At 62.7% G+C, this 18,886-nt stretch carries 13 protein-coding genes and 1 riboswitch; of the genes, 7 read left to right on the top strand and 6 right to left on the bottom strand.

Annotated features, from left to right (window positions below; translation table 11 throughout):
- Positions 1-109: 109 nt before the first annotated feature.
- Positions 110-1,543: an adenosylhomocysteinase gene (gene ahcY, locus QMG46_RS00220; protein WP_281850401.1), complete on the bottom strand. Its 1,434-nt coding sequence runs from the start codon at positions 1,541-1,543 to the stop codon at positions 110-112.
- 14 nt (positions 1,544-1,557) lie between these two features.
- A riboswitch (S-adenosyl-L-homocysteine riboswitch) is annotated at positions 1,558-1,633 on the bottom strand.
- A gap of 109 nt (positions 1,634-1,742) precedes the next feature.
- Between ahcY and ppc the strand changes: the two genes are divergently transcribed.
- Positions 1,743-4,445, top strand: coding sequence for a phosphoenolpyruvate carboxylase (ppc, locus tag QMG46_RS00215; protein WP_281850400.1), 2,703 nt, complete (start codon positions 1,743-1,745; stop codon positions 4,443-4,445).
- Between the two features lie 157 nt (positions 4,446-4,602).
- Here the strand turns inward: ppc and QMG46_RS00210 are convergent, their stop codons facing one another.
- Genes QMG46_RS00210 through QMG46_RS00200 form a run of 3 tightly spaced genes read right to left on the bottom strand, consistent with a single transcriptional unit; the run spans position 4,603 to position 8,795 of the window.
- Positions 4,603-6,465 carry an ATP-binding cassette domain-containing protein gene (locus QMG46_RS00210; protein ID WP_281850398.1) on the bottom strand — a complete coding sequence of 621 codons (1,863 nt, stop codon included), beginning with the start codon at positions 6,463-6,465 and terminating at the stop codon, positions 4,603-4,605.
- Between the two features lie 41 nt (positions 6,466-6,506).
- The gene (locus QMG46_RS00205; RefSeq protein WP_281850397.1) at positions 6,507-7,550 is read right to left on the bottom strand and encodes an aldose epimerase family protein; all 1,044 of its coding nucleotides are present in this window, start codon (positions 7,548-7,550) and stop codon (positions 6,507-6,509) included.
- Positions 7,551-7,577: 27 nt separating this feature from the next.
- Positions 7,578-8,795: a XylR family transcriptional regulator gene (locus QMG46_RS00200; RefSeq protein WP_281850396.1), complete on the bottom strand. Its 1,218-nt coding sequence runs from the start codon at positions 8,793-8,795 to the stop codon at positions 7,578-7,580.
- Between the two features lie 131 nt (positions 8,796-8,926).
- Between QMG46_RS00200 and xylA the strand changes: the two genes are divergently transcribed.
- The 5 genes from xylA to QMG46_RS00175 all read left to right on the top strand — a co-directional run bounded on the left by xylA (position 8,927) and on the right by QMG46_RS00175 (position 15,632).
- Positions 8,927-10,243 (top strand): xylose isomerase, encoded by a 1,317-nt coding sequence (gene xylA, locus QMG46_RS00195; protein ID WP_281850395.1) that lies wholly within the window; start codon positions 8,927-8,929, stop codon positions 10,241-10,243.
- Complete coding sequence (gene xylB / locus QMG46_RS00190; protein WP_281850394.1) at positions 10,236-11,792, top strand: xylulokinase; 1,557 nt, start codon at positions 10,236-10,238, stop codon at positions 11,790-11,792. The genes xylA and xylB overlap by 8 nt, the downstream gene beginning before the upstream one ends.
- Before the next feature lie 32 nt (positions 11,793-11,824).
- Complete coding sequence (xylF, locus tag QMG46_RS00185) at positions 11,825-12,841, top strand: D-xylose ABC transporter substrate-binding protein (RefSeq protein ID WP_281850393.1); 1,017 nt, start codon at positions 11,825-11,827, stop codon at positions 12,839-12,841.
- A gap of 61 nt (positions 12,842-12,902) precedes the next feature.
- Positions 12,903-14,450, top strand: coding sequence for a xylose ABC transporter ATP-binding protein (locus QMG46_RS00180; RefSeq protein ID WP_281850392.1), 1,548 nt, complete (start codon positions 12,903-12,905; stop codon positions 14,448-14,450).
- 39 nt (positions 14,451-14,489) lie between these two features.
- The gene (locus QMG46_RS00175; protein WP_281850391.1) at positions 14,490-15,632 is read left to right on the top strand and encodes a sugar ABC transporter permease; all 1,143 of its coding nucleotides are present in this window, start codon (positions 14,490-14,492) and stop codon (positions 15,630-15,632) included.
- 20 nt (positions 15,633-15,652) lie between these two features.
- On the opposite strand, the gene QMG46_RS00170 is transcribed toward QMG46_RS00175, so the two are convergent.
- Positions 15,653-17,200: an MDR family MFS transporter gene (locus QMG46_RS00170; RefSeq protein ID WP_281850389.1), complete on the bottom strand. Its 1,548-nt coding sequence runs from the start codon at positions 17,198-17,200 to the stop codon at positions 15,653-15,655.
- Between the two features lie 107 nt (positions 17,201-17,307).
- On the opposite strand from QMG46_RS00170, the gene QMG46_RS00165 reads away from it, so the two are divergent.
- Positions 17,308-17,970 carry a TetR/AcrR family transcriptional regulator gene (locus QMG46_RS00165; protein ID WP_281850387.1) on the top strand — a complete coding sequence of 221 codons (663 nt, stop codon included), beginning with the start codon at positions 17,308-17,310 and terminating at the stop codon, positions 17,968-17,970.
- A 103-nt stretch (positions 17,971-18,073) separates the two neighbouring features.
- Here the strand turns inward: QMG46_RS00165 and QMG46_RS00160 are convergent, their stop codons facing one another.
- Positions 18,074-18,847, bottom strand: a complete 774-nt coding sequence (locus QMG46_RS00160) for a hypothetical protein (RefSeq protein WP_281850386.1) — start codon at positions 18,845-18,847, stop codon at positions 18,074-18,076.
- Positions 18,848-18,886: the final 39 nt, after the last annotated feature.

Below are 18,886 nucleotides of genomic sequence, written 5' to 3'. Positions count from 1 at the left end.
GAAAGGATGTCTTGCCTCTCGTGTTCCGATAGCCTCGCTTATTCACGTAAGCGCTTGTTCGGACAAAAAAAGCGGCCCGAAGGCCGCTTTTTTTGTTACCTGTTCGCAATCAATAGCGATAGTGATCCGGCTTGTACGGGCCTTCCACCGGCACGCCGATGTATGCGGCTTGCTCCGGTGTGAGCTTCGTCAGCTTCACGCCGATCTGTTCCAGATGCAGGCGAGCGACTTCTTCGTCCAGCTTCTTGGGCAGACGATAGACAGTCTTCTCGTAGACGTCCTTGTTCTTCCACAGGTCGATCTGTGCCAGCGTCTGGTTGGAGAAGCTGTTGGACATCACGAAGCTCGGATGACCATGCGCGCAGCCGAGATTCACCAGGCGGCCTTCGGCCAGCATGTAGATGCTGTTGCCCGTCTTGGCGAAGGTGTAACGGTCGACCTGCGGCTTGATCGTTTCGCGGCTGACATCCTTGGCACCATTCAGGCGGTCCATCTGGATCTCGTTGTCGAAGTGGCCGATGTTGCACACCAGGGCGTTGTTCTTCATCGCCGCCATGTGCTCGAGCGTGATGATGTCCTTGTTGCCGGTGGTGGTCACGTAGATGTCGCCGGTGCCGAGGGTTTCTTCGATCGTGGTGACCTGGAAACCTTCCATCGCTGCCTGCAGGGCGTTGATCGGGTCGATCTCGGTAACGATCACGCGCGCGCCGAAGCCCTTCAACGAATGGGCGCAACCCTTGCCGACGTCACCGTAACCACACACGACGGCAACCTTGCCCGCGACCATCAGGTCGGTGGCGCGCTTGATGCCGTCGGCCAGCGATTCGCGGCAGCCGTACAGGTTGTCGAACTTGCTCTTGGTGACCGAGTCGTTGACGTTGATCGCCGGCACCAGCAGCTTGCCCGCTTCCATCATCTGGTAGAGACGATGCACGCCGGTGGTGGTTTCCTCCGACACGCCGCGCCATTCGGCGGCGATCTTCTTGAACCAGCCCGGGCGCTCGGCATGCACGCGCTTGAGCAGGTCCTTGATCACTTGCTCTTCATGGTTGCCGCTGGGCGTATTGACCCAGTTGTCGCCGTCTTCGAGCTCGACACCCTTGTGGATCAGCAAGGTGGCATCGCCACCGTCGTCCACGATCAGCTGCGGACCGAGCTGGCCGGGATGGGTCAGCATGTCCAGGGTGCATTCCCAATACTCTTCCAGCGACTCGCCCTTCCAGGCGAATACCGGCAGGTCGCCCGCCGCAAGCGCGGCAGCGACGTCGTCCTGGGTCGAGAAGATGTTGCAAGACGCCCAGCGCACCGAGGCGCCCAGTGCACGCAGGGTTTCGGCCAGCACGGCCGTTTCCTTGGTGACGTGCAGCGAGCCGGACAGGCGCACGCCCTTGAGCGGCTGCTCCTGGGCGTAACGGGCGCGGATCTGCATCAGGCCTGGCATTTCCTCTTCGGCCATGCGGATACGGCGGCGGCCGAGGTCGGCAAGAGAGATATCGCGGACTTTGAAGTCCTGGGTGTTGCTGTCTTTGGTAACGGCGTTCATCGATGGCTCCGATGTTGGGCCGGGCGCCGTTGTGGAACATGCCGCGTCGAGCCTGGCCGTAGGAATACGGTCGCAGCGCCCCTCGACGGGCTTACGGAAGCGTTGATTATAACCCGGCGCTGACATTCATTGGCGTAAAAAATTTGTGCCATGCAGCACGCGATGCGCTAGGCTCAACCGTTCCAGTCAGGAGGATTCGATGCAAGAGCGCGAGCACGATTTCCTGCCCCACGACGGCCCGTTGCGTGAAGACGTAAGCCGGCTGGGGGCAATGGTCGGCAGGATGCTGGCCGAGCAGAAGGGCGAGGACTTCTACCGACGAGTGGAGTCCGTGCGTACGGCGGCCATCCAGCGTCGTCGCGAGGGCCGCAGCGTTGATGCGCTGGCCGATTCGCTGGCCGGGCTGGATGCGCCCGATGCCGAGGCACTCGCTCGCGCCTTCGCCAGCTATTTCCAGGCGGTCAATATCGCTGAGCGGGTCCACCGGATCCGGCGTCGCCGCGACTACCAGCGCGAGGGCGACAAGCCCCAGCCGGAGTCCCTGCTCGATGCGCTGACCCGCCTCAAGGAACAGGGCGTCGCCGCGGAGGAACTGCTCGACTGGCTGCAGCGACTGCAGGTCGAGCCGGTATTTACCGCGCATCCCACCGAGGCGGTACGTCGGTCCTTGCTGGAGAAAGAGCAGTCGATCGTGCGGGCGCTGGTGGACAATTTCGACCCGACGCGTACTCCGCAAGAACGTAAGGAAGATGACGACCGCATCTTCATGGCGTTGAACTCCGGCTGGCAGACCGCCGAGGCGTCGCCACTGCGTCCCACCGTGCAGGACGAGCACCACCACGTCGGCTTCTACCTTGCCAATCCGATCTACCGCATCGTGCCGGCGCTGTATGAGTCCATGGCCGAGGCGATGCAGACGGTCTACGACATCGCCGTGCCGTTGCCGCGTTTCCTGAGTTTCGCCACCTGGGTCGGCGGCGATATGGACGGCAATCCGAATGTAGGTGCCGATACCATTGCCGCCAGCCTGTCGACGCAGCGCGCGCATGTGCTCGAGCACTACATCGCCGATATCACCGGCCTGGCGCGTCTGCTCAGCCAGACCGAGGGCAGGGTGGGTGTCGACGATGGGCTGGAGCAAAAGCTGCTGGACTATCGGCAACGCTTTCCCGACGCGGCCGCCAAGGTGCGTCCACGTCATGCGGATATGCCGTATCGGACCCTGCTGACCATCATCGAAGCGCGCCTGCAGGCGACGCATGACGATCAACACAAGGAAGGCTATGCGAATGTCAGGGAGTTGCTCGACGACCTGCATCTGATCCGCACGAGCCTGATCGATCATCATGGCCTCTATGCCGGCGCCTATGCGGTGCAGCGTCTGATCTGGCGCGTGCGCAGCTTCGGTTTTCATCTGGCACGGCTGGATGTGCGGCAGGATTCGCAAGTGCACGACGAGGCCTTGTCCGCTTTGCTGGGCGATAAGGATTGGCTGGAGCGCGACGTGCCCGCGCGCGTGGAGGCGCTGCGTGCTTATGCCAGTGGCGAGCGTAGCTTCGAAGGCAGCGACGACGAGCAGGCCAAGTCGCTGCAAGCCGTGTTCAAGACCATGCATGACGCGCGCAAGCGTTATGGCGTCGATGCCGTCGGTCTCTACATCATCAGCATGGCGCGTTCGGCGGCCGACGTGCTCGCCGTGTTGGCGCTGGCACGTTACGGTGGCCTGGCGGTGGACGCAGGCGTCCCGCTGGATATCGCTCCGTTGTTCGAAACAGTCGACGATCTGAAAAATGCGCCGGCGACCTTGCAGGCGTTGATGGACGATCCGCTCTATCGCAAGCATCTGAAGGAGCGCGGCAATCGCCAGTGGGTGATGCTGGGCTATTCCGACAGCGGCAAGGACGGCGGCACGCTGGCTTCGCGCTGGGGTTTGCAGCGTGCACAGGTCGAGCTGCTCGAGGTGGCCGGGAAGGCGCAGGTGCAACTGTCGTTTTTTCATGGGCGGGGCGGTTCGGCCAGCCGCGGTGGTTCGCGCATCGCGCCAGCGCTGATGTCCTCGCCGCGCGGCTCGGTGGCCGGTGTGCTGCGTGTGACCGAACAGGGCGAAGTGATTCACCGCAAATATGGCATCCGCGCCTTGGCGTTACGCAATCTCGAACAGACCGTGGGCGCGGTGTTGCGTGCCAGTCTGCGTCCGCGCGAAACCGAGGCGCGCGAAGACATCTGGCGCGAACGCATGAATCGGCTGGCGGCGGCCAGCCGCAAGACGTATCGCGAGCTGGTGGATCGGAAAGACTTTATCGATTACTTCCGCGCGGCCACGCCGATCGACGTGATCGAGCGCATGACCCTGGGTTCGCGTCCATCACGCCGACGCGAGATGCGCGGTGTGCAGGATCTGCGGGCGATTCCCTGGGTGTTTGCGTGGACGCAATGCCGCTCGATCATCACTGGCTGGTACGGCTTGGGCTCGGCGCTGGAGGCCGTCGCCGAAGCCGACGGCGAAGACGCATTGGTCGAGATGGCGCGCGAATGGCCGTTCTTCGCCAATATGCTCGACGACGTCGAAATGGTCCTGGCCAAATGCGATTTGCCGATCGCCGAGGCGTTCTCGCGTCTTTCGGGTCCCTTGCACGAATCGTATTTCGCTTCGATCCAGGGCGAGTTCGAACGCACCGAACGCTGGTTGCTCAAGCTCAAGGGCGCGCAGGAATTGCTGGGCGGCGAGTCACGCCTTGCGGTGTCGATACGCCTGCGCAATCCCTATGTCGATCCGATGAGCCTGTTGCAGGTGGACCTGTTGCGCCGCTGGCGCGAGGGTGGCGAGAGCGATGACGGTTTGCTCAAGGCGCTGGTGGCTTGCGTGAATGGGGTGTCGCAGGGGTTGCAGAATACGGGTTGAAGGTCAAAGAGCATCCCCCTCACCCCAACCCTCTCCCCCGGCAGAGCCAGGGGAGAGGGGGCACACTGAGGCAAGATTGAATCTCGCGGGCTTTTGGCTCCCTCTCCCCTGGCTCTGCCGGGGGAGAGGGCTGGGGTGAGGGGGCGCTCTTAAGCGCTCAGCCATCCAACTCCGACCACCGGGCATAAGCCGCATCCAACTCGGCCTGCACCGCAGCCAACGCATCGTTCGCCCGCAAGATCGCCGCATTGTCCTGCTGATAAAACCCCGGATCGTTCATCGCCGCGGTCTTGGCGGCAATATCGGCTTCAAGCTGCTCGATACGCACGGGCAGCTGTTCCAGCTCGCGTGCATCCTTATAGCTGAGCTTGCGCTTGGCCTTGGCAGGCTCCGCAGCCGCAACAGGTGCCGCTGCAGCAGCCTTCTCGGCCTGCAAGCGACGCGCCTCCGGCCGCTGCCGCAACCAATCGGTATAACCGCCGATGTACTCGCCCACCTGGCCTTCGCCTTCGAGCACCAGGGTGCTGGAGACGACGTTGTCCAGGAACGCGCGATCGTGCGAAACCAGCAGCAAGGTGCCCTGATACTCGGTCAGCAATTCTTCGAGCAGTTCCAGCGTTTCGACGTCCAGATCGTTGGTCGGTTCGTCCATGACCAGCAGGTTGGACGGCTGCGCGAAGAGCTTGGCCAGTAAGAGACGATTGCGTTCGCCGCCGGATAACCGCGTGATCGGCGCGCGTGCACGCTCGGGCGAGAACAGGAAATCCTGCAGATAGCCGATGATGTGTTTGCGTTGGCCGTTGAGCTCGATGTACTCGCGACCTTCAGCGACGTTATCCAGCGCGTTCAGGCTGTCATTGAGCTGGGAGCGATGCTGATCGAAATACGCGATCTGCAGGCCGGTGCCGAGCGACACCTCGCCGCGCTCCGGCTTGAGCTCGCCAAGCAGGATTTTCAGCAGCGTACTCTTGCCCGCGCCGTTCGGACCGACGATGCCGACGCGGTCGCCACGCATGATGGTGGTGCTCAGGTCATCGATCAGCACGCGGCCGCCATACGACTGATGCACGTGCTCCAGTTCGATGACCTTCTTGCCCGACGCCTGCGCGTTGGCCAGCGTGATCTTCGCGTTGCCGCTGAGCTCGCGTCGCTGACTGCGTTCGTTACGCAGCGCCTTGAGCGCGCGTACGCGGCCTTCGTTACGGGTGCGGCGCGCCTTGATGCCCTGGCGGATCCACACTTCTTCCTGTGCCAGTTTCTTGTCGAACAGCGCATTGGCCTGCGATTCGGCATGCAGGCGTTCCTCGCGGCGGCGCAGGTAGTTCTCATAGTCGCCGGGCCAACTGGTCAACTGGCCGCGGTCGATCTCGATGATGCGAGTGGCCAGAGCGCGCAGAAAGCTGCGGTCATGGGTGACGAAGATGATGCTGCCGTCGAACTGCTTGAGGAAGGTTTCCAGCCAGCCGATGGCCTCGATGTCGAGGTGGTTGGTCGGCTCGTCCAGCAGCAGTACGTCCGGTTTGCGTACCAGCGCCTGCGCGAGCAGCACGCGGCGTTTCATACCGCCGGAAAGGGCGGCGAAATCGGTGTCGGCCGGCAGCTCCAGTCGGGTCAGCACGTCGGTAACGCGGCGGTCCAGGTCCCAGCCGTGGCGGGCCTCGATCTCGGTCTGCACATCGCCGAGCGCGTCCATGTCGCCTTCGTGCAACAGGTGGTGATAGCGGGCGAGCAGATGGCCCAGGTCGCCCAGGCCTTCGGCGACCACGTCGAACACGCTGCCGGACGTGCCCTGGGGCACCTCCTGCGCCATGCGCGCGACGACGATGCCGTTCTGCACGCGCACTTCGCCATCGTCGGCGCGCAATTCGCCAGCGATCAGCTTCATCAAGGTGGATTTGCCTTCGCCGTTGCGACCGACGATGCACACGCGCTCGTTGGCCTCGATCGACAGATCGACGTGCTCGAGCAGGAGGGGGCCGCCGATACTGAAGTCGACGCGCTGAAGTTGGATTAGGGACATCCGCCTATTGTACCTGCAGCCGGAGGCAAGCCCGGCAAAGTTCACACGGTGTCGATGCCGTACCGCGTGTGCTGCCGCCACACCATGCCGGGGCGCAGGATGACCGCTTCGGCGTCCGGGCCATTGACCTGATCCGGAAATGCCTGCGCCTCCAGCGCGAAACCGGCAAAGGGTGCGTAGTGGTTGCGATGCCTGCCAGGCCGGCCGGCCAGCTTCTGGCCGCTGTAGAACTGCATGCCGGGGCGGTCGGTTTCCACGACGAGGCGGCGGCCGCTCAAAGGTTCGATTACCTCGGCAATCGCGCGCGGCGCGGCGCCCGACAGGCCGTTTGGCACGTAGCAGTGGTCGAAGCCTTCGACGAGACGGAGTTGCGGATCGGGCCAGAGCAGGCGCGACCCGATCGGCGCGGCTTCGTTGAAATCGAAGGCGGTACCAGCCACCGCTTGGCGACCGATGGGTATCGCCTGCGCGTCGACGGCGAGAAATTCCGCGGCATCGATCCGGATCAAGTGGTCGCGGATGTCGGGACGGCGGTCGTTGAGATTGAAATAAGGGTGGGCGGTAAGGCTGAGCGGCGTGGCCGCATCACTCGTGGCTTCGTAGCGCAGGTCGAGGTAGCCGCTGTCATGGAGACATACGCGTAGCTGCACGCGCACCTCGGCGGGAAAGCCGCCGTCGCCCTCCGGCGAGACCAGTCGCAGCACCAGGGCATCGCCCTCCGGCTCGACGTCCCAGCGTTGCAGATGAAAGCCGTCGCTGCCGCCGTGCAGGTGATTGCCGCGGTCGTTGCGATCCACCTTGTAGTCGATGCCATCGAGCTGAAAGCGGCCGCCGCGAATCCGGTTGGCCCAGCGGCCGATGATCGATCCCATGTAGGCATCGGACGCAAGGTATTGCGCGGCGTTGGCGTGGCCCAGCAACACTTCGCCCAGGCGGCCTTGCCGATCCGGCGTCTGCCAGGAGAGCAGGGTGCCGCCAAGGTCGGCGATGTCCAGCTGCGCGCCGGCGGCGTTGCGCAGGGACCAGCGGTGGAGGGGGCGGCCGTCGGGCAGGTGGCCCCAGGCAATGGCTGCGGAAACGGGCATGGGCGATGCGGTCCTTGCCTGCGATGGTCAGCGCGCGGGCGCCGGCTTGCGGTGGAGGTCAAGGTACTGGCGCGGCGTGCAATCGTATTCGCGCCGAAATACCGTGTGCATGTACTGCAGCGAGGTGAATCCGCATCGCACAGCGATGTCGGCCAGCGAGGCGTCGGACTCGGCGATGAGTTGTCGCGCCGTGTCCAGTTTGTATTGCAGGATGGCCTGGTGCACGGTCTGCTTCAGTTCGCGCTTGAAGTGTTCTTCCAGCACGGTGCGCGACACGCCGACATAGTCGGCTACCTGTTCGGTTTTGATGCCAAGACAACCGTACTGGCGAATGTAGTGGCAGGCGCGCATCACGTGAGGGCTGCGCAGCGGCTGGTATTTGCTCGATGCCTGCACATTGATGCCCACCGGCGGCACCAGTACCCGCGTATCGGAGCAATCCACGCCATGCAGCATCTTGTGAAGTAGATGTGCGGCCGTGCGGCCCATTTCCTCCGCGCCCTGGATCACCGACGTGAGCGGAATGCGGGTCAGCAACTGAGCCATTGGATCGTTGTCGATGCCGACGATGGCGACCTGCTCGGGCACGGCGATATCGCCGATCACGCAGGCCTGCAGCAATTGCCGTGCGCGGGCATCCGTGGTGGCGATGATGCCGATGGGTTTGGGTAGATCGGTGAGCCACGCGACCAGCGCCTCCACGGCGCCGCCCCAGCCGCCTGCGCTGGTGGGTTGGCCCTGATAGACGACGCCTTCCACCGATTCGTCGACCACGATCGCCTGGAAAGCGTGCTCGCGCTCCTGCGCCCAGCGGCTGCCCGGATGGGGCGGGATGCTGTAGAAGGCAAAGCGCGGAAGGCCCTGCTCGATCAGGTGATCGTAGGCGAGACGAACGATCCTGGCGTTGTCGGTGGCGATGTATGGCAGGCCCGCCGGATAAGCGGCCGGGTCGTGGTACGAACTGCCTACCGCTACCACCGGGATATGCAGGTTGCGTAATGCGTCGGGCGCCTGGGGGTCGTCGAAGTCCGCGATGACGCCATCGCCGCGAAACTGACGGATGTCGCGCATGCGACTGCGGAAGTCCTCTTCCATAAAGAGGTCCCATTCCACGCGCGTACTGTTGAGGTAGCGTCCGATACCGGCAATGACCTGTCGGTCATAGACCTTGTTGGCATTGAACAGCAGAGCGATGCGGTGCGGTGCCATGGCTTTGAAATTAGCAGGATCGGACGACTGAGCCATGACGCGGTGCGGCAGCAAAAAAGCCTTCCTGCGCGTTGGAAATCGCAATTGCACCCGGTGGCCGATGCTGGCCAGCATCGGTGACGTTCATCGTGTTGGCTCCCTTGCTCCGTTCCCCGAAGGAATACCGCATGTCGTACTTCTCCTCTGTTGCTCCTGTTCGCTACGAAGGCCCGACCTCGGATCATCCGCTGGCTTTCCGTCACTACGACCCCAATCGCCAGATACTGGGCAAGCGCATGGCCGATCACCTGCGCCTGGCGGTTTGTTACTGGCACAGTTTCGTGTGGCCCGGCTCGGATGTGTTCGGTGCGGGCACGTTCGAGAGACCCTGGCAGCAAGCTGGCGATCCGATGGCGCGTGCTCGCGAGAAAGCCGACGCCGCGTTCGATTTTTTCTCACGCCTTGGTACGCCGTTCTACACGTTTCACGACACTGACATAGCGCCCGAGGGCGACAGCCTTGCCGATTACAAGCGCAACTTTGCGGCGATGGTCGACGTGCTCGAGCAAAAACAGGCCGACACCGGTGTGAAGCTTCTCTGGGGCACCGCCAACGTCTTCAGCCATCCGCGCTATGCGGCCGGCGCCGCTACCAATCCGCAACCGGAAGTATTCGCCTACGCAGCCACCCAGGTACGCCACGCGATGGAGGCCACCCATCGCCTGGGCGGTGCCAACTATGTGTTGTGGGGTGGTCGCGAAGGTTACGACACGCTGCTCAATACCGACCTCCGCCGCGAGCGTGCGCAACTCGGGCGCTTCTTTCAAATGGTGGTAGAGCACAAGCACAAGCTGGGCTTCAAGGGCACCATTCTCATCGAGCCCAAGCCGCAGGAGCCGACCAAGCACCAGTACGACTACGACACGGCGACGGTGTATGGCTTTCTCAAGGAGTTCGGCCTGGAGGGTGAAGTAAAGACGAACCTCGAAGCCAACCATGCCACGCTTGCGGGGCATTCCTTCCACCACGAAGTCGCCACGTCCATCGCGCTGGACATGTTCGGTTCCATCGACGCCAATCGTGGCGATCCGCAGAACGGCTGGGACACCGATCAGTTCCCCAATAGCGTCGAGGAGATGACCCTGGTCATCTACGAGATTCTCAAGGCCGGCGGCTTCACCACCGGCGGCTTCAATTTCGACACCAAGCTGCGTCGCCAGAGCAGTGCGCCGGAAGATCTTTTCTACGGTCACATCGGCGCCATCGATACGCTGGCGTTGAGCCTGGAGAAGGCGGCGAAGATGATCGAGCGCGATACGCTCGCCGAACTCAAGGCGGAACGCTACGCAGGCTGGGACGGCGAGCTCGGCACGAAAATACTTGAAGGCGGTTTCACGCTGGCTTCGCTTGCCGATGAGGCAATCTCCCGTGATCTGCACCCGAAGCATGTCTCGGGTCGGCAGGAGCAGCTGGAGAACCTCGTCAACCGCTATATCCATGGGTGAGCTGAAGTACGGCAAGGTGAAGCAGGACATGGAAGCTTCGGTACGTTTTTATCTCGGCATCGATCTGGGCACTTCCTCGGTCAAGGCGGTGCTGGTCGGTACCGCCGGTGAGGTGCATGCCAGCGCGTCCAGTCCGCTCGTCGTCTCGCATCCCAAACCCCGCTGGTCGGAACAGGATCCACAAGACTGGTGGATTGCTACCGAGGCGGCGGTGGCCGAAGTGCTCAAGCAGGTCGATCCACGTCGTGTGGCTGCGATAGGTCTGTCGGGACAGATGCATGGCGCCACGCTGCTCGATGCATCCGATCGTGTACTTCGTCCGGCCATCCTCTGGAACGATGGTCGCGCGGATATCGAATGCACCGAGCTGGAAAAGTTGCCGATGTTTCGAGAGATCACCGGCAACCTGGCTATGCCGGGATTCACCGCGCCCAAGCTTGCCTGGGTGCGCCGGCACGAGCCGGAGGTGTTTGCCCGCGTAGCGAAGGTGTTGCTGCCCAAGGACTACCTGCGGCTTCGCCTCACCGGCGAAGCCATGACCGACGCCTCCGATGCCGCCGGTACGCTCTGGCTCGATGTCCGCAAGCGCCAATGGAGCGATGCCATGCTTGCCGCTACCGGTCTGGACCGCAGCCACATGCCGGAAGTCTTCGAAGGCAGCCAGCTCGCCGGGCGCCTGCGCAAGGACGTTGCCGAGCGCTGGGGGATGCATGCCGTGCCGGTCGCGGCCGGCGGTGGCGACAACGCCGCCGGCGCGGTGGGCGTGGGTATCGTGCGCCATGGTCAGGCGATGCTCTCGCTGGGAACGTCCGGCGTGTACTTCGCCGTGTCGGACGGTTTTCGCGCTTGTCCGGAACGCGCGGTGCACAGTTTCTGCCATGCGTTGCCGGACACATGGCACCTGATGTCGGTGATGCTCAATGCCGCCAGTTGCCTGGACTTTACCGCGCGTCTTACCGGTCAGGCCGACGTGCCGGCGTTGCTGGCCGAGGCGCAGTCGCGCGGTTGGAAGGAGAACGGGCCATTATTCCTGCCTTACCTCACCGGTGAGCGCACCCCGCACAATAACGCGCATGCCCGCGGCTCTTTTACGAATCTGGGACCGGATGCCGATCGTGGCGATCTTGCCAACGCTACGCTCGAGGGCGTTGGCCTGGGGCTGCTCGATGGCCTGCTCGCCGTGGAGGGCACCGGTTTGACCAGCGAAGAGATCACCGTGATCGGCGGAGGCTCACGCAGCGCCTACTGGACCCAGATGTTGGCCGACATTCTAGGCAGGCCGCTGGTGCTGCGCAGTGGAAGTGAAATCGGACCAGCGCTGGGTGCTGCCCGCCTTGCGCATCTGTCGGTGGAACCCGATGCGTTGCTGGACGACGTCTGCCCCATGCCGGATGTCACCGCGGTACGCGAGCCCGATGCAGCGCGTCATGCTTATTTTCGGCAAACGCGCCACCCTTTGTTCCTACGTTCGTATGAGCAACTGAAACCGCTATATTTCCAAGCCGCCCATTCCCAAGACGTCCCGGGCGGAGATGTCCGCCCTTCCTGATCCGGGCGGGTCCCCACCGCATGGAGGAGAGCATGAAACAAAAGACCCTACACACGTTGCTGGCCGTATCGATCGCCGCCGCAGGTGTCTTTACCGTACCGCAGGCACACGCCAGCAAGGAGAAACCGGTGATCGGCTTCTCCATCGACGACCTTCGGGTCGAGCGCTGGACCCGCGATCGCGACTATTTCAAGGCGGCAGCGGAAGCCAAGGGCGCCACGGTATCGGTGCAATCGGCCGATGCCAACGAGCAGAAGCAGCTCCAGCAGATCGAGAACCTGATCGCGCGCAAGGTCGACGTCATCGTCATCGTGCCGTTCAATGCAAAGACCCTCACGACGGTGGTTGCCGAAGCGAAGAAGGCCGGCATCAAGGTGATTTCCTATGATCGCCTCATCCTCAATGCCGATGTCGACGCGTACATTTCGTTCGACAACGAGAAGGTGGGCGAGATGCAGGCGCAGGGCGTGGTGAGCGCGACGGGCGGCAAGGGCAACTATTTTCTGCTCGGCGGTGCGCCGACTGACAACAACGCGAAGATTCTGCGCGATGGCCAGATGAAAGTGCTCGACCCGCTGGTGAAGAAAGGCGATATCAAGATCGTCGGCCAGCAGTGGACCGACGAGTGGCTGGCCTCGAAGGCGCAGTCCATCATCGAGAACGCCCTCACCGCCAACAAGGGCAACATCCAGGGCATCGTGGCCTCCAATGACGGTACGGCCGGCGGCGCCGTGGCGGCTCTGCAAGGGCAGAAGCTGGCCGGCAAGGTGGCCGTGTCCGGCCAGGATGCCGATCTTGCCGCCATCAAGCGCATCAAGGCTGGCACGCAGACGATGACCGTGTACAAGCCGATCAAGGCCATCGCCACCGACGCGGCGAATCTTGCGGTGCAGTTCGCCAAGGGCGAAACGCCCCAGTTCACGAGCAAGATGAACAACGGCAAGAAGGACGTGGATACCATCTTGCTCACGCCCACCGTGCTTACCCAGCAGAATGTCGATCTCGTGGTGAAGGACGGGTTCTACACGCCGGCCCAGGTCGGCAACTGACGAGTCATGCGACACCCGGCGGCGCCCCTGGCGGGCGCCGTCTTGAGCAAAGGAAATCGTGGTGAGCGAATACCTGTTCGAGATGCGCGATATCGTCAAGGAGTTTTCCGGCGTGCGCGCGCTCAATGGCATCAATCTGGCAGTGCGTCCGGGCGAATGCGTAGGCCTGTGCGGCGAGAACGGCGCCGGCAAATCCACCTTGATGAAAGTGCTTTCCGGGGTCTATCCCTATGGCACTTGGGACGGTGACATCGTCTTCGACGGCAAGCCGCTGAAGGCGGCCTCGGTACGCGACAGCGAAGCGGCCGGCATCGTCATTATTCACCAGGAACTGATGCTGGTGCCGCAGCTGTCGGTGGCCGAGAATATTTTCCTCGGTAACGAGAGCACGAAGTTCGGCGGTGTCATGGACTATGACGCCATGTATGCAAAGGCCGATGCCTTGCTGGCCCGCCTGAAGCTCAAGGACGTGAATGTCGCGGCCCCGGTGATGAATTATGGCGGCGGCTACCAGCAGTTGTTCGAGATCGCCAAGGCATTGGCGAAAAACGCGCGCCTGCTGATCCTGGACGAACCCTCCTCGTCGCTGACCTCGTCCGAGACCGACACGCTGCTGTCGATCATCGAGGATCTGAAACGCGACGGCGTCGCCTGCGTCTACATTTCGCACAAGCTCGAAGAAGTGGCGCGCGTGTGCGATACCGTAACCGTCATTCGCGACGGCAAGCACATCGTCACTCGCCCCATGAGCGAGATGACGACGCATTCCATCATCACGGCGATGGTCGGTCGCGATATCGAGAACCTGTTTCCCAAAGTGGAGCACGAGATCGGAGAGGTCGTCTTCGAGGCAAAGCACGTCACCTGCTGGGACGTCGCCAACCCGAACCGCAAGCGCGTCGACGATATCTCCTTCGAGGTGCGCCGCGGCGAAATCCTCGGTATCGCCGGCCTCGTCGGTGCGGGGCGTACCGAACTGGTGTCGGCGATCTTCGGTGCCTATCCGGGGCGCTACGAGGCCGAGCTGTTCCTCGAGGGCAAGCCGATCAAGGTGAACAATCCCGAGCAGGCGATCAAGGCCGGCCTCTCGCTGGTGCCCGAAGACCGCAAGCGCCAGGGCATCGTGCCGCTGCTTGGCGTAGGCGACAATATTACGCTCGCTACGCTGTCGCACTACGCGCATGCGGGCACCATCGACCGCCAGGCCGAGCTGCAGACGGTCGATGCCGAGATCAAGCGCCTTCGCGTAAAGACCGCAAGCCCCGAGCTGGCTATCGCCGGCTTGTCCGGAGGCAATCAGCAGAAGGCGGTGCTGGTCAAGATGCTGTTGCCGCAGCCGAAGGTGTTGATACTCGACGAACCCACGCGCGGCGTCGATGTCGGGTCCAAGTACGATATCTACACGCTGATGTTCGAGCTGGTTGCCAAAGGCGTTGCCATCATCATGGTGTCTTCGGAGATGCCCGAGGTGCTCGGTGTGAGCGACCGTGTGCTGGTGGTGGGCGAAGGCAAGCTGCGCGGCAACTTCCGTAACGTCGGCCTTACCCAGGAGCAGGTGCTTGCTGCGGCAATTTCGCATGCGGCCGAAGGCTCTGCGCACGCCGCCTGATCCTTAACTTTCCACGCGTCATCAGGGAAGCACTTTCCAATGCAGTCGCAGAAAATCCAGCAGTTGTTTGTTCGCTACAAGATCCTCGCCTTGCTGATTGCCGTCGCAGTCATCTGGGTCTTCTTCCACATCAAGACCGACTCGGCATTCATTACGCCGAACAACCTGTCCAACCTGTTTCGGCAGATGGCCATCACCGGCATGCTTGCCTGCGGCATGGTGTTCATCATCATTGCCGGCGAGATCGACTTATCGGTCGGCTCGCAGCTCGGCCTGTTGGGTGGCGTGGTCGCGATTCTCACGGTCAACATGGGATGGGGCACGTGGCCGTCGATCGGCGCGGTGCTGCTGTTGGGCCTGTTCCTCGGTGCGTTCAACGGCTTTATCGTGACAAAGATGCGGGTGCCGTCGTTTATCGTGGGCCTGGGTGGCATGCTGGCCTTCCGGGGCATCGTGCTTTACGTCACCGGCAGCTCCACCATCGCGCCGGCACCGGACGATCTGGTGGCACTCGGCCAGGGCTTTGTGCCGGTAGCGCTTTCGCGCTGGATCGGTGGGGTGATCTTCCTGATTCTCGTTGCGCTCACGGTACGTCGGCGCATGCGCCGTACCAAGCTCAACTTGCATCAGGCGCCGCTATGGATCGATGTCGCACGACTCGTCGCCATCGGCGTGTTCGTTGCGGGCTTTATCCACATGCTGAACGATGCCAACGGCATCCCGATTCCGGTCATGATCCTGCTGGCGCTGCTGGCCGTATTTACCTACGTCTCGACGCAGACCGTGTTCGGTCGGCATGTCTACGCCGTAGGCGGCAACATGGAAGCCACGCGCCTGTCGGGCGTGAACGTGGGCCGCGTGAAGCTGGTGGTCTTCGCGCTGATGGGTCTCATGTGCGCCTTCGCCGGCATCATCACTGTGGCGCGCACCGGCTCGGGCTCGCCCTCGGCGGGGACGGGCGCCGAACTGGATGCGATCTCCGCCTGTTTCATCGGCGGTACCTCGATGCGCGGCGGTTCCGGCACGGTCTACGGCGCCTTGATCGGCGCGCTGGTGATGGCCAGCCTCGACAGCGGTATGCAGCTGATGGATGTCGACAACTCCTGGCAGATGATCGTCAAGGGCGGCATCCTGGTGTTGGCGGTATGGGTGGATGTGTTGTCGGGTTCGAATCGAGGGTAGGGATACGCGGTCGAGGTCGCCTAACGCGGCCTCGATGCCGAGCGCAGCGGAATATCCTTGAGCAACCACGCCAGCACAAAGCCGATTACTGCCACGCACGCAGCGATATAGAACACTCCGTGCAACGATTCATCGAACGCGCTCAGAAATTTCGCATGCAGTTCCGGTGACAGCTTGTTGATCATCTCCGGTCGCAGTACGCGGGGTGGCGCGTTCGGCGGTGCCTTTGGCATGAAGTCGGCGATGCGGTCGTTGAGTCGCAGCGTAAAAAGCGCGCCAAAGGTCGCCACGCCGATCGAGCCGCCGATCGAGCGGAACAAGGTGACGCCGGATGTCGCCACGCCCAGATATTTGAAATCGACGCTGTTTTGCGCGGCAAGGATCAGCACCTGCATCACCATGCCCAAGCCCGCGCCAAGAATGCCCGCATAGAGGTAGAGCATCGCGATAGGCGTGTTTTCTTCCAGCGTGCCGAGCAACCCCAGGCCGATCGAGGCGATGGCCATGCCGGCGATGGGGAACATGCGGTAGCGGCCGATCTTGCTGATGATACGTCCGCTGATGATCGAGGTCACCAGTACGCCGCCCATCAAGGGAATCAACTGCGTGCCCGCACCGGTCGGCGAGGCGCCTTTGACCACTTGCAGATATAACGGCAGGTAAGTGATCGAACCAAACAGCGATGCACCTACCAGCAGGCCGATCACGCTGCACAACAGGAACGTGCGCTGCTTGAAAAGATGGAGCGGAATGATCGGTTCCTTGGCTTTGCGTTCCTCCATCACGAAGCCTGCCAGCGATATCAGGCCAAATATCAGCGTCGCCCATAGTTGACCCGACGTCCACGGAAGAATCGTGCCGCCCTGGGTCGTGAACAGGATGATCGACGTCAGCGCGAGTGCGAGGAACAGGGCCCCGAAATAGTCGATCTCGTGTTTGACGTGCTTGGTATGCGGATGAAACACCGCCGCGATCACCAGCAGCGCGAGAACGCCCAGCGGCAGGTTGATATAGAAAATCCAGCGCCAGCTCAGATGCTCGACGATAAAGCCACCGAGCAAGGGGCCGATCACCGTCGCCAGGCCGTAAACGCCGCCAAGCAGGCCCTGGTAACGGCCGCGTTCGGCCGGCGGGATCACGTCGCCGATCGCCGCCATCGTCACTACCAGTAGCCCACCACCGCCCAGGCCCTGCAAGGCGCGTGTGAGGATCAACTGATCCATCGTCTGCGCCAGCCCGCACAACACCGAGCCCAACAGGAAGATCACGATGGCCGTTTGCAGCACGATTTTCCGGCCGAACAGGTCGCCGAACTTGCCGTATAGCGGCACCACGATAGTGGAGGAGAGCAGATAGGCCGTGACCACCCACGACAGGGATTCGAAGCCCCCAAGCTCGCCAACGATGGTCGGCAGGGCGGTGGAGACGATGGTCTGATCCAGCGCCGCCAGCAGCAGGACCAGCATCAGGGCACCGAACAGCACGTGGACCGGGGGATGCGTCGACGTGGCGGCCGGGGCTGGCTCCGACGGCAATGCGGCGTCTTGCGGCAACGGTTGGGAGGACATCGCTGGGCTTTAAATTAATTAATGTGTTTATTAATATCTCAAGAGTTGGGCCGCCCGTCAATCTGTCGGGCGCGGCCCTTTAGAATGGGAGGAATTACGGAGCCCCTGTGTCGACCGATACCAGCAAACCCGTCCGCCGCCCCGGGCGACCCGCCGGACCCGCTGCCAGCAAGGATCAGCGCGAGCGTCTGCTCGATATCGCGCTGGAGCTGTTCGCGCGCCATGGCGTGGCGGACACCACGCTCAGCGCGATCGCCCGAAAGGCCGGCATGACGCCGGCGATGGCGCACTATTACTTCAAGACGCGCGAACAGTTGTTCGATCTATTGATCGATGAACGCATCATGCCGGCGCGCGCGAACATCGAAGAAGTGTTCCAGGCCCATCCCGGCGACCCGATCAAGGCGTTGAGCCTGATCGCCGAGCGGCTGGTCGCCACGAACGCACGCCTGCCCTGGTTCGGTGCGTTGTGGATACGCGAGATGATCAGTGACAACGATATCTTCAAACAGCACATGCGCAAACGCTTTGGTGTCGAGCGCCAGGCGGCGATGTTCGAAAACGTCAGGCGCTGGCAGAAAGAAGGCAAGCTCAATCCGGACATCGAACCGGCGTTGTTGTTCGTGTCGCTGCTTGGCCTGACCACGCTGCCGATGGCGGCCGTGCGTCGTTGGAAGGGCGATCCCCTGTCGGCGCATATCGATGCGCAGATCATTGCGCGGCATGCGGTGGCGATGTTGACGCAAGGGATCAGCCCGGGGCAGGGGTGATGCTGCGACGCCGAGGTCGCGACTGAAGTCGCTCCTACAAACTTAGGCAGGCCGGCTAGCTTGTAGGAGCGACTTCAGTCGCGACCGTCCCGCTGCGATATCGCTACGCGCTATGGAACAACGCAATGCGATGCTCATCCGGTGGGTGCGCAGCCCGAAGCCAGCCGGTCTGCGCCAGCACGGCTGTGCATGGCCCTAGGCTTGCAATTCGTATGGGTCGCCGCGTCGCTTCGTGTTCAAGCTTAGCCATCACCTGCTCAAGCAGTACGCCGGTCACGGGGGTGTAGAGATAGAACACCGTGCCGTTGCTGAAGTCTGCTTCGCGCAGATCCTGGCAGGCGAAGCCGGCGCGTTCGAGCCCAAGCACTGTCGCCGCATCGGTCGCGCTCTGGACATACGCAAGTTCCCGTTCGATACCGATGCTGCGCGCAGGCGTGCATATCGCGGTGAGCAATGAGACATGCCCCAATCCCGCGCCCAGGTCGATCAGCAGATCGTCCTTGTGCAGTTGGCATAGCTCGAACAAATCGAAAATCCGTCGCGCCGGTGTCGGTTGATAGAACACCATGTCCTGTTCCAACGCGGAGATTTCGCCCTGCGGTTCTGGCAACGCCAGCACACCGCTGATCAAGGCATCGCGGTAGTCGTAGGCCGGCGAGGCATCGTCGGATGATTCAAGCCACGGGCGCATTGCATCGCGTCCTTCGCCTCGCAGAATCGCCTCGCGAATCGATTGGTACAGCGACTGGTTGAGGGCTTCGATGTCCGCTATGGCCCGCCGCACGGCGCTATCGGCGGGGCGGTCGAGGAGCGCTTCTTCCAGGCGGTCCAGCTGCGCGATACGCTCGCGCAATTCGAGGTGAGGCTCATTTCGCATGGCGGAAGTATGCGCACAAAAAAGGCCGCGAGCGCGGCC

Source organism: Dyella sp. GSA-30 (assembly GCF_027924605.1).
Taxonomy (GTDB): Bacteria; Pseudomonadota; Gammaproteobacteria; order Xanthomonadales; family Rhodanobacteraceae; genus GSA-30.
The sequence above is the reverse complement of the archived record's forward strand: the minus strand, read 5'-3'. Positions and strand labels throughout refer to the sequence as shown.

Excerpts from the sequence above, each read along its gene's own strand:
- ahcY (WP_281850401.1), bottom strand. The coding sequence starts at position 1,543 with ATGAACGCCGTTACCAAAGACAGCAACACCCAGGACTTCAAAGTCCGC.
- ppc (WP_281850400.1), top strand. The coding sequence starts at position 1,743 with ATGCAAGAGCGCGAGCACGATTTCCTGCCCCACGACGGCCCGTTGCGT.
- QMG46_RS00210 (WP_281850398.1), bottom strand. The coding sequence starts at position 6,465 with ATGTCCCTAATCCAACTTCAGCGCGTCGACTTCAGTATCGGCGGCCCC.
- QMG46_RS00205 (WP_281850397.1), bottom strand. The coding sequence starts at position 7,550 with ATGCCCGTTTCCGCAGCCATTGCCTGGGGCCACCTGCCCGACGGCCGC.
- QMG46_RS00200 (WP_281850396.1), bottom strand. The coding sequence starts at position 8,795 with ATGGCTCAGTCGTCCGATCCTGCTAATTTCAAAGCCATGGCACCGCAC.
- xylA (WP_281850395.1), top strand. The coding sequence starts at position 8,927 with ATGTCGTACTTCTCCTCTGTTGCTCCTGTTCGCTACGAAGGCCCGACC.
- xylB (WP_281850394.1), top strand. The coding sequence starts at position 10,236 with ATGGGTGAGCTGAAGTACGGCAAGGTGAAGCAGGACATGGAAGCTTCG.
- xylF (WP_281850393.1), top strand. The coding sequence starts at position 11,825 with ATGAAACAAAAGACCCTACACACGTTGCTGGCCGTATCGATCGCCGCC.
- QMG46_RS00175 (WP_281850391.1), top strand. The coding sequence starts at position 14,490 with ATGCAGTCGCAGAAAATCCAGCAGTTGTTTGTTCGCTACAAGATCCTC.
- QMG46_RS00170 (WP_281850389.1), bottom strand. The coding sequence starts at position 17,200 with ATGTCCTCCCAACCGTTGCCGCAAGACGCCGCATTGCCGTCGGAGCCA.
- QMG46_RS00160 (WP_281850386.1), bottom strand. The coding sequence starts at position 18,847 with ATGCGAAATGAGCCTCACCTCGAATTGCGCGAGCGTATCGCGCAGCTG.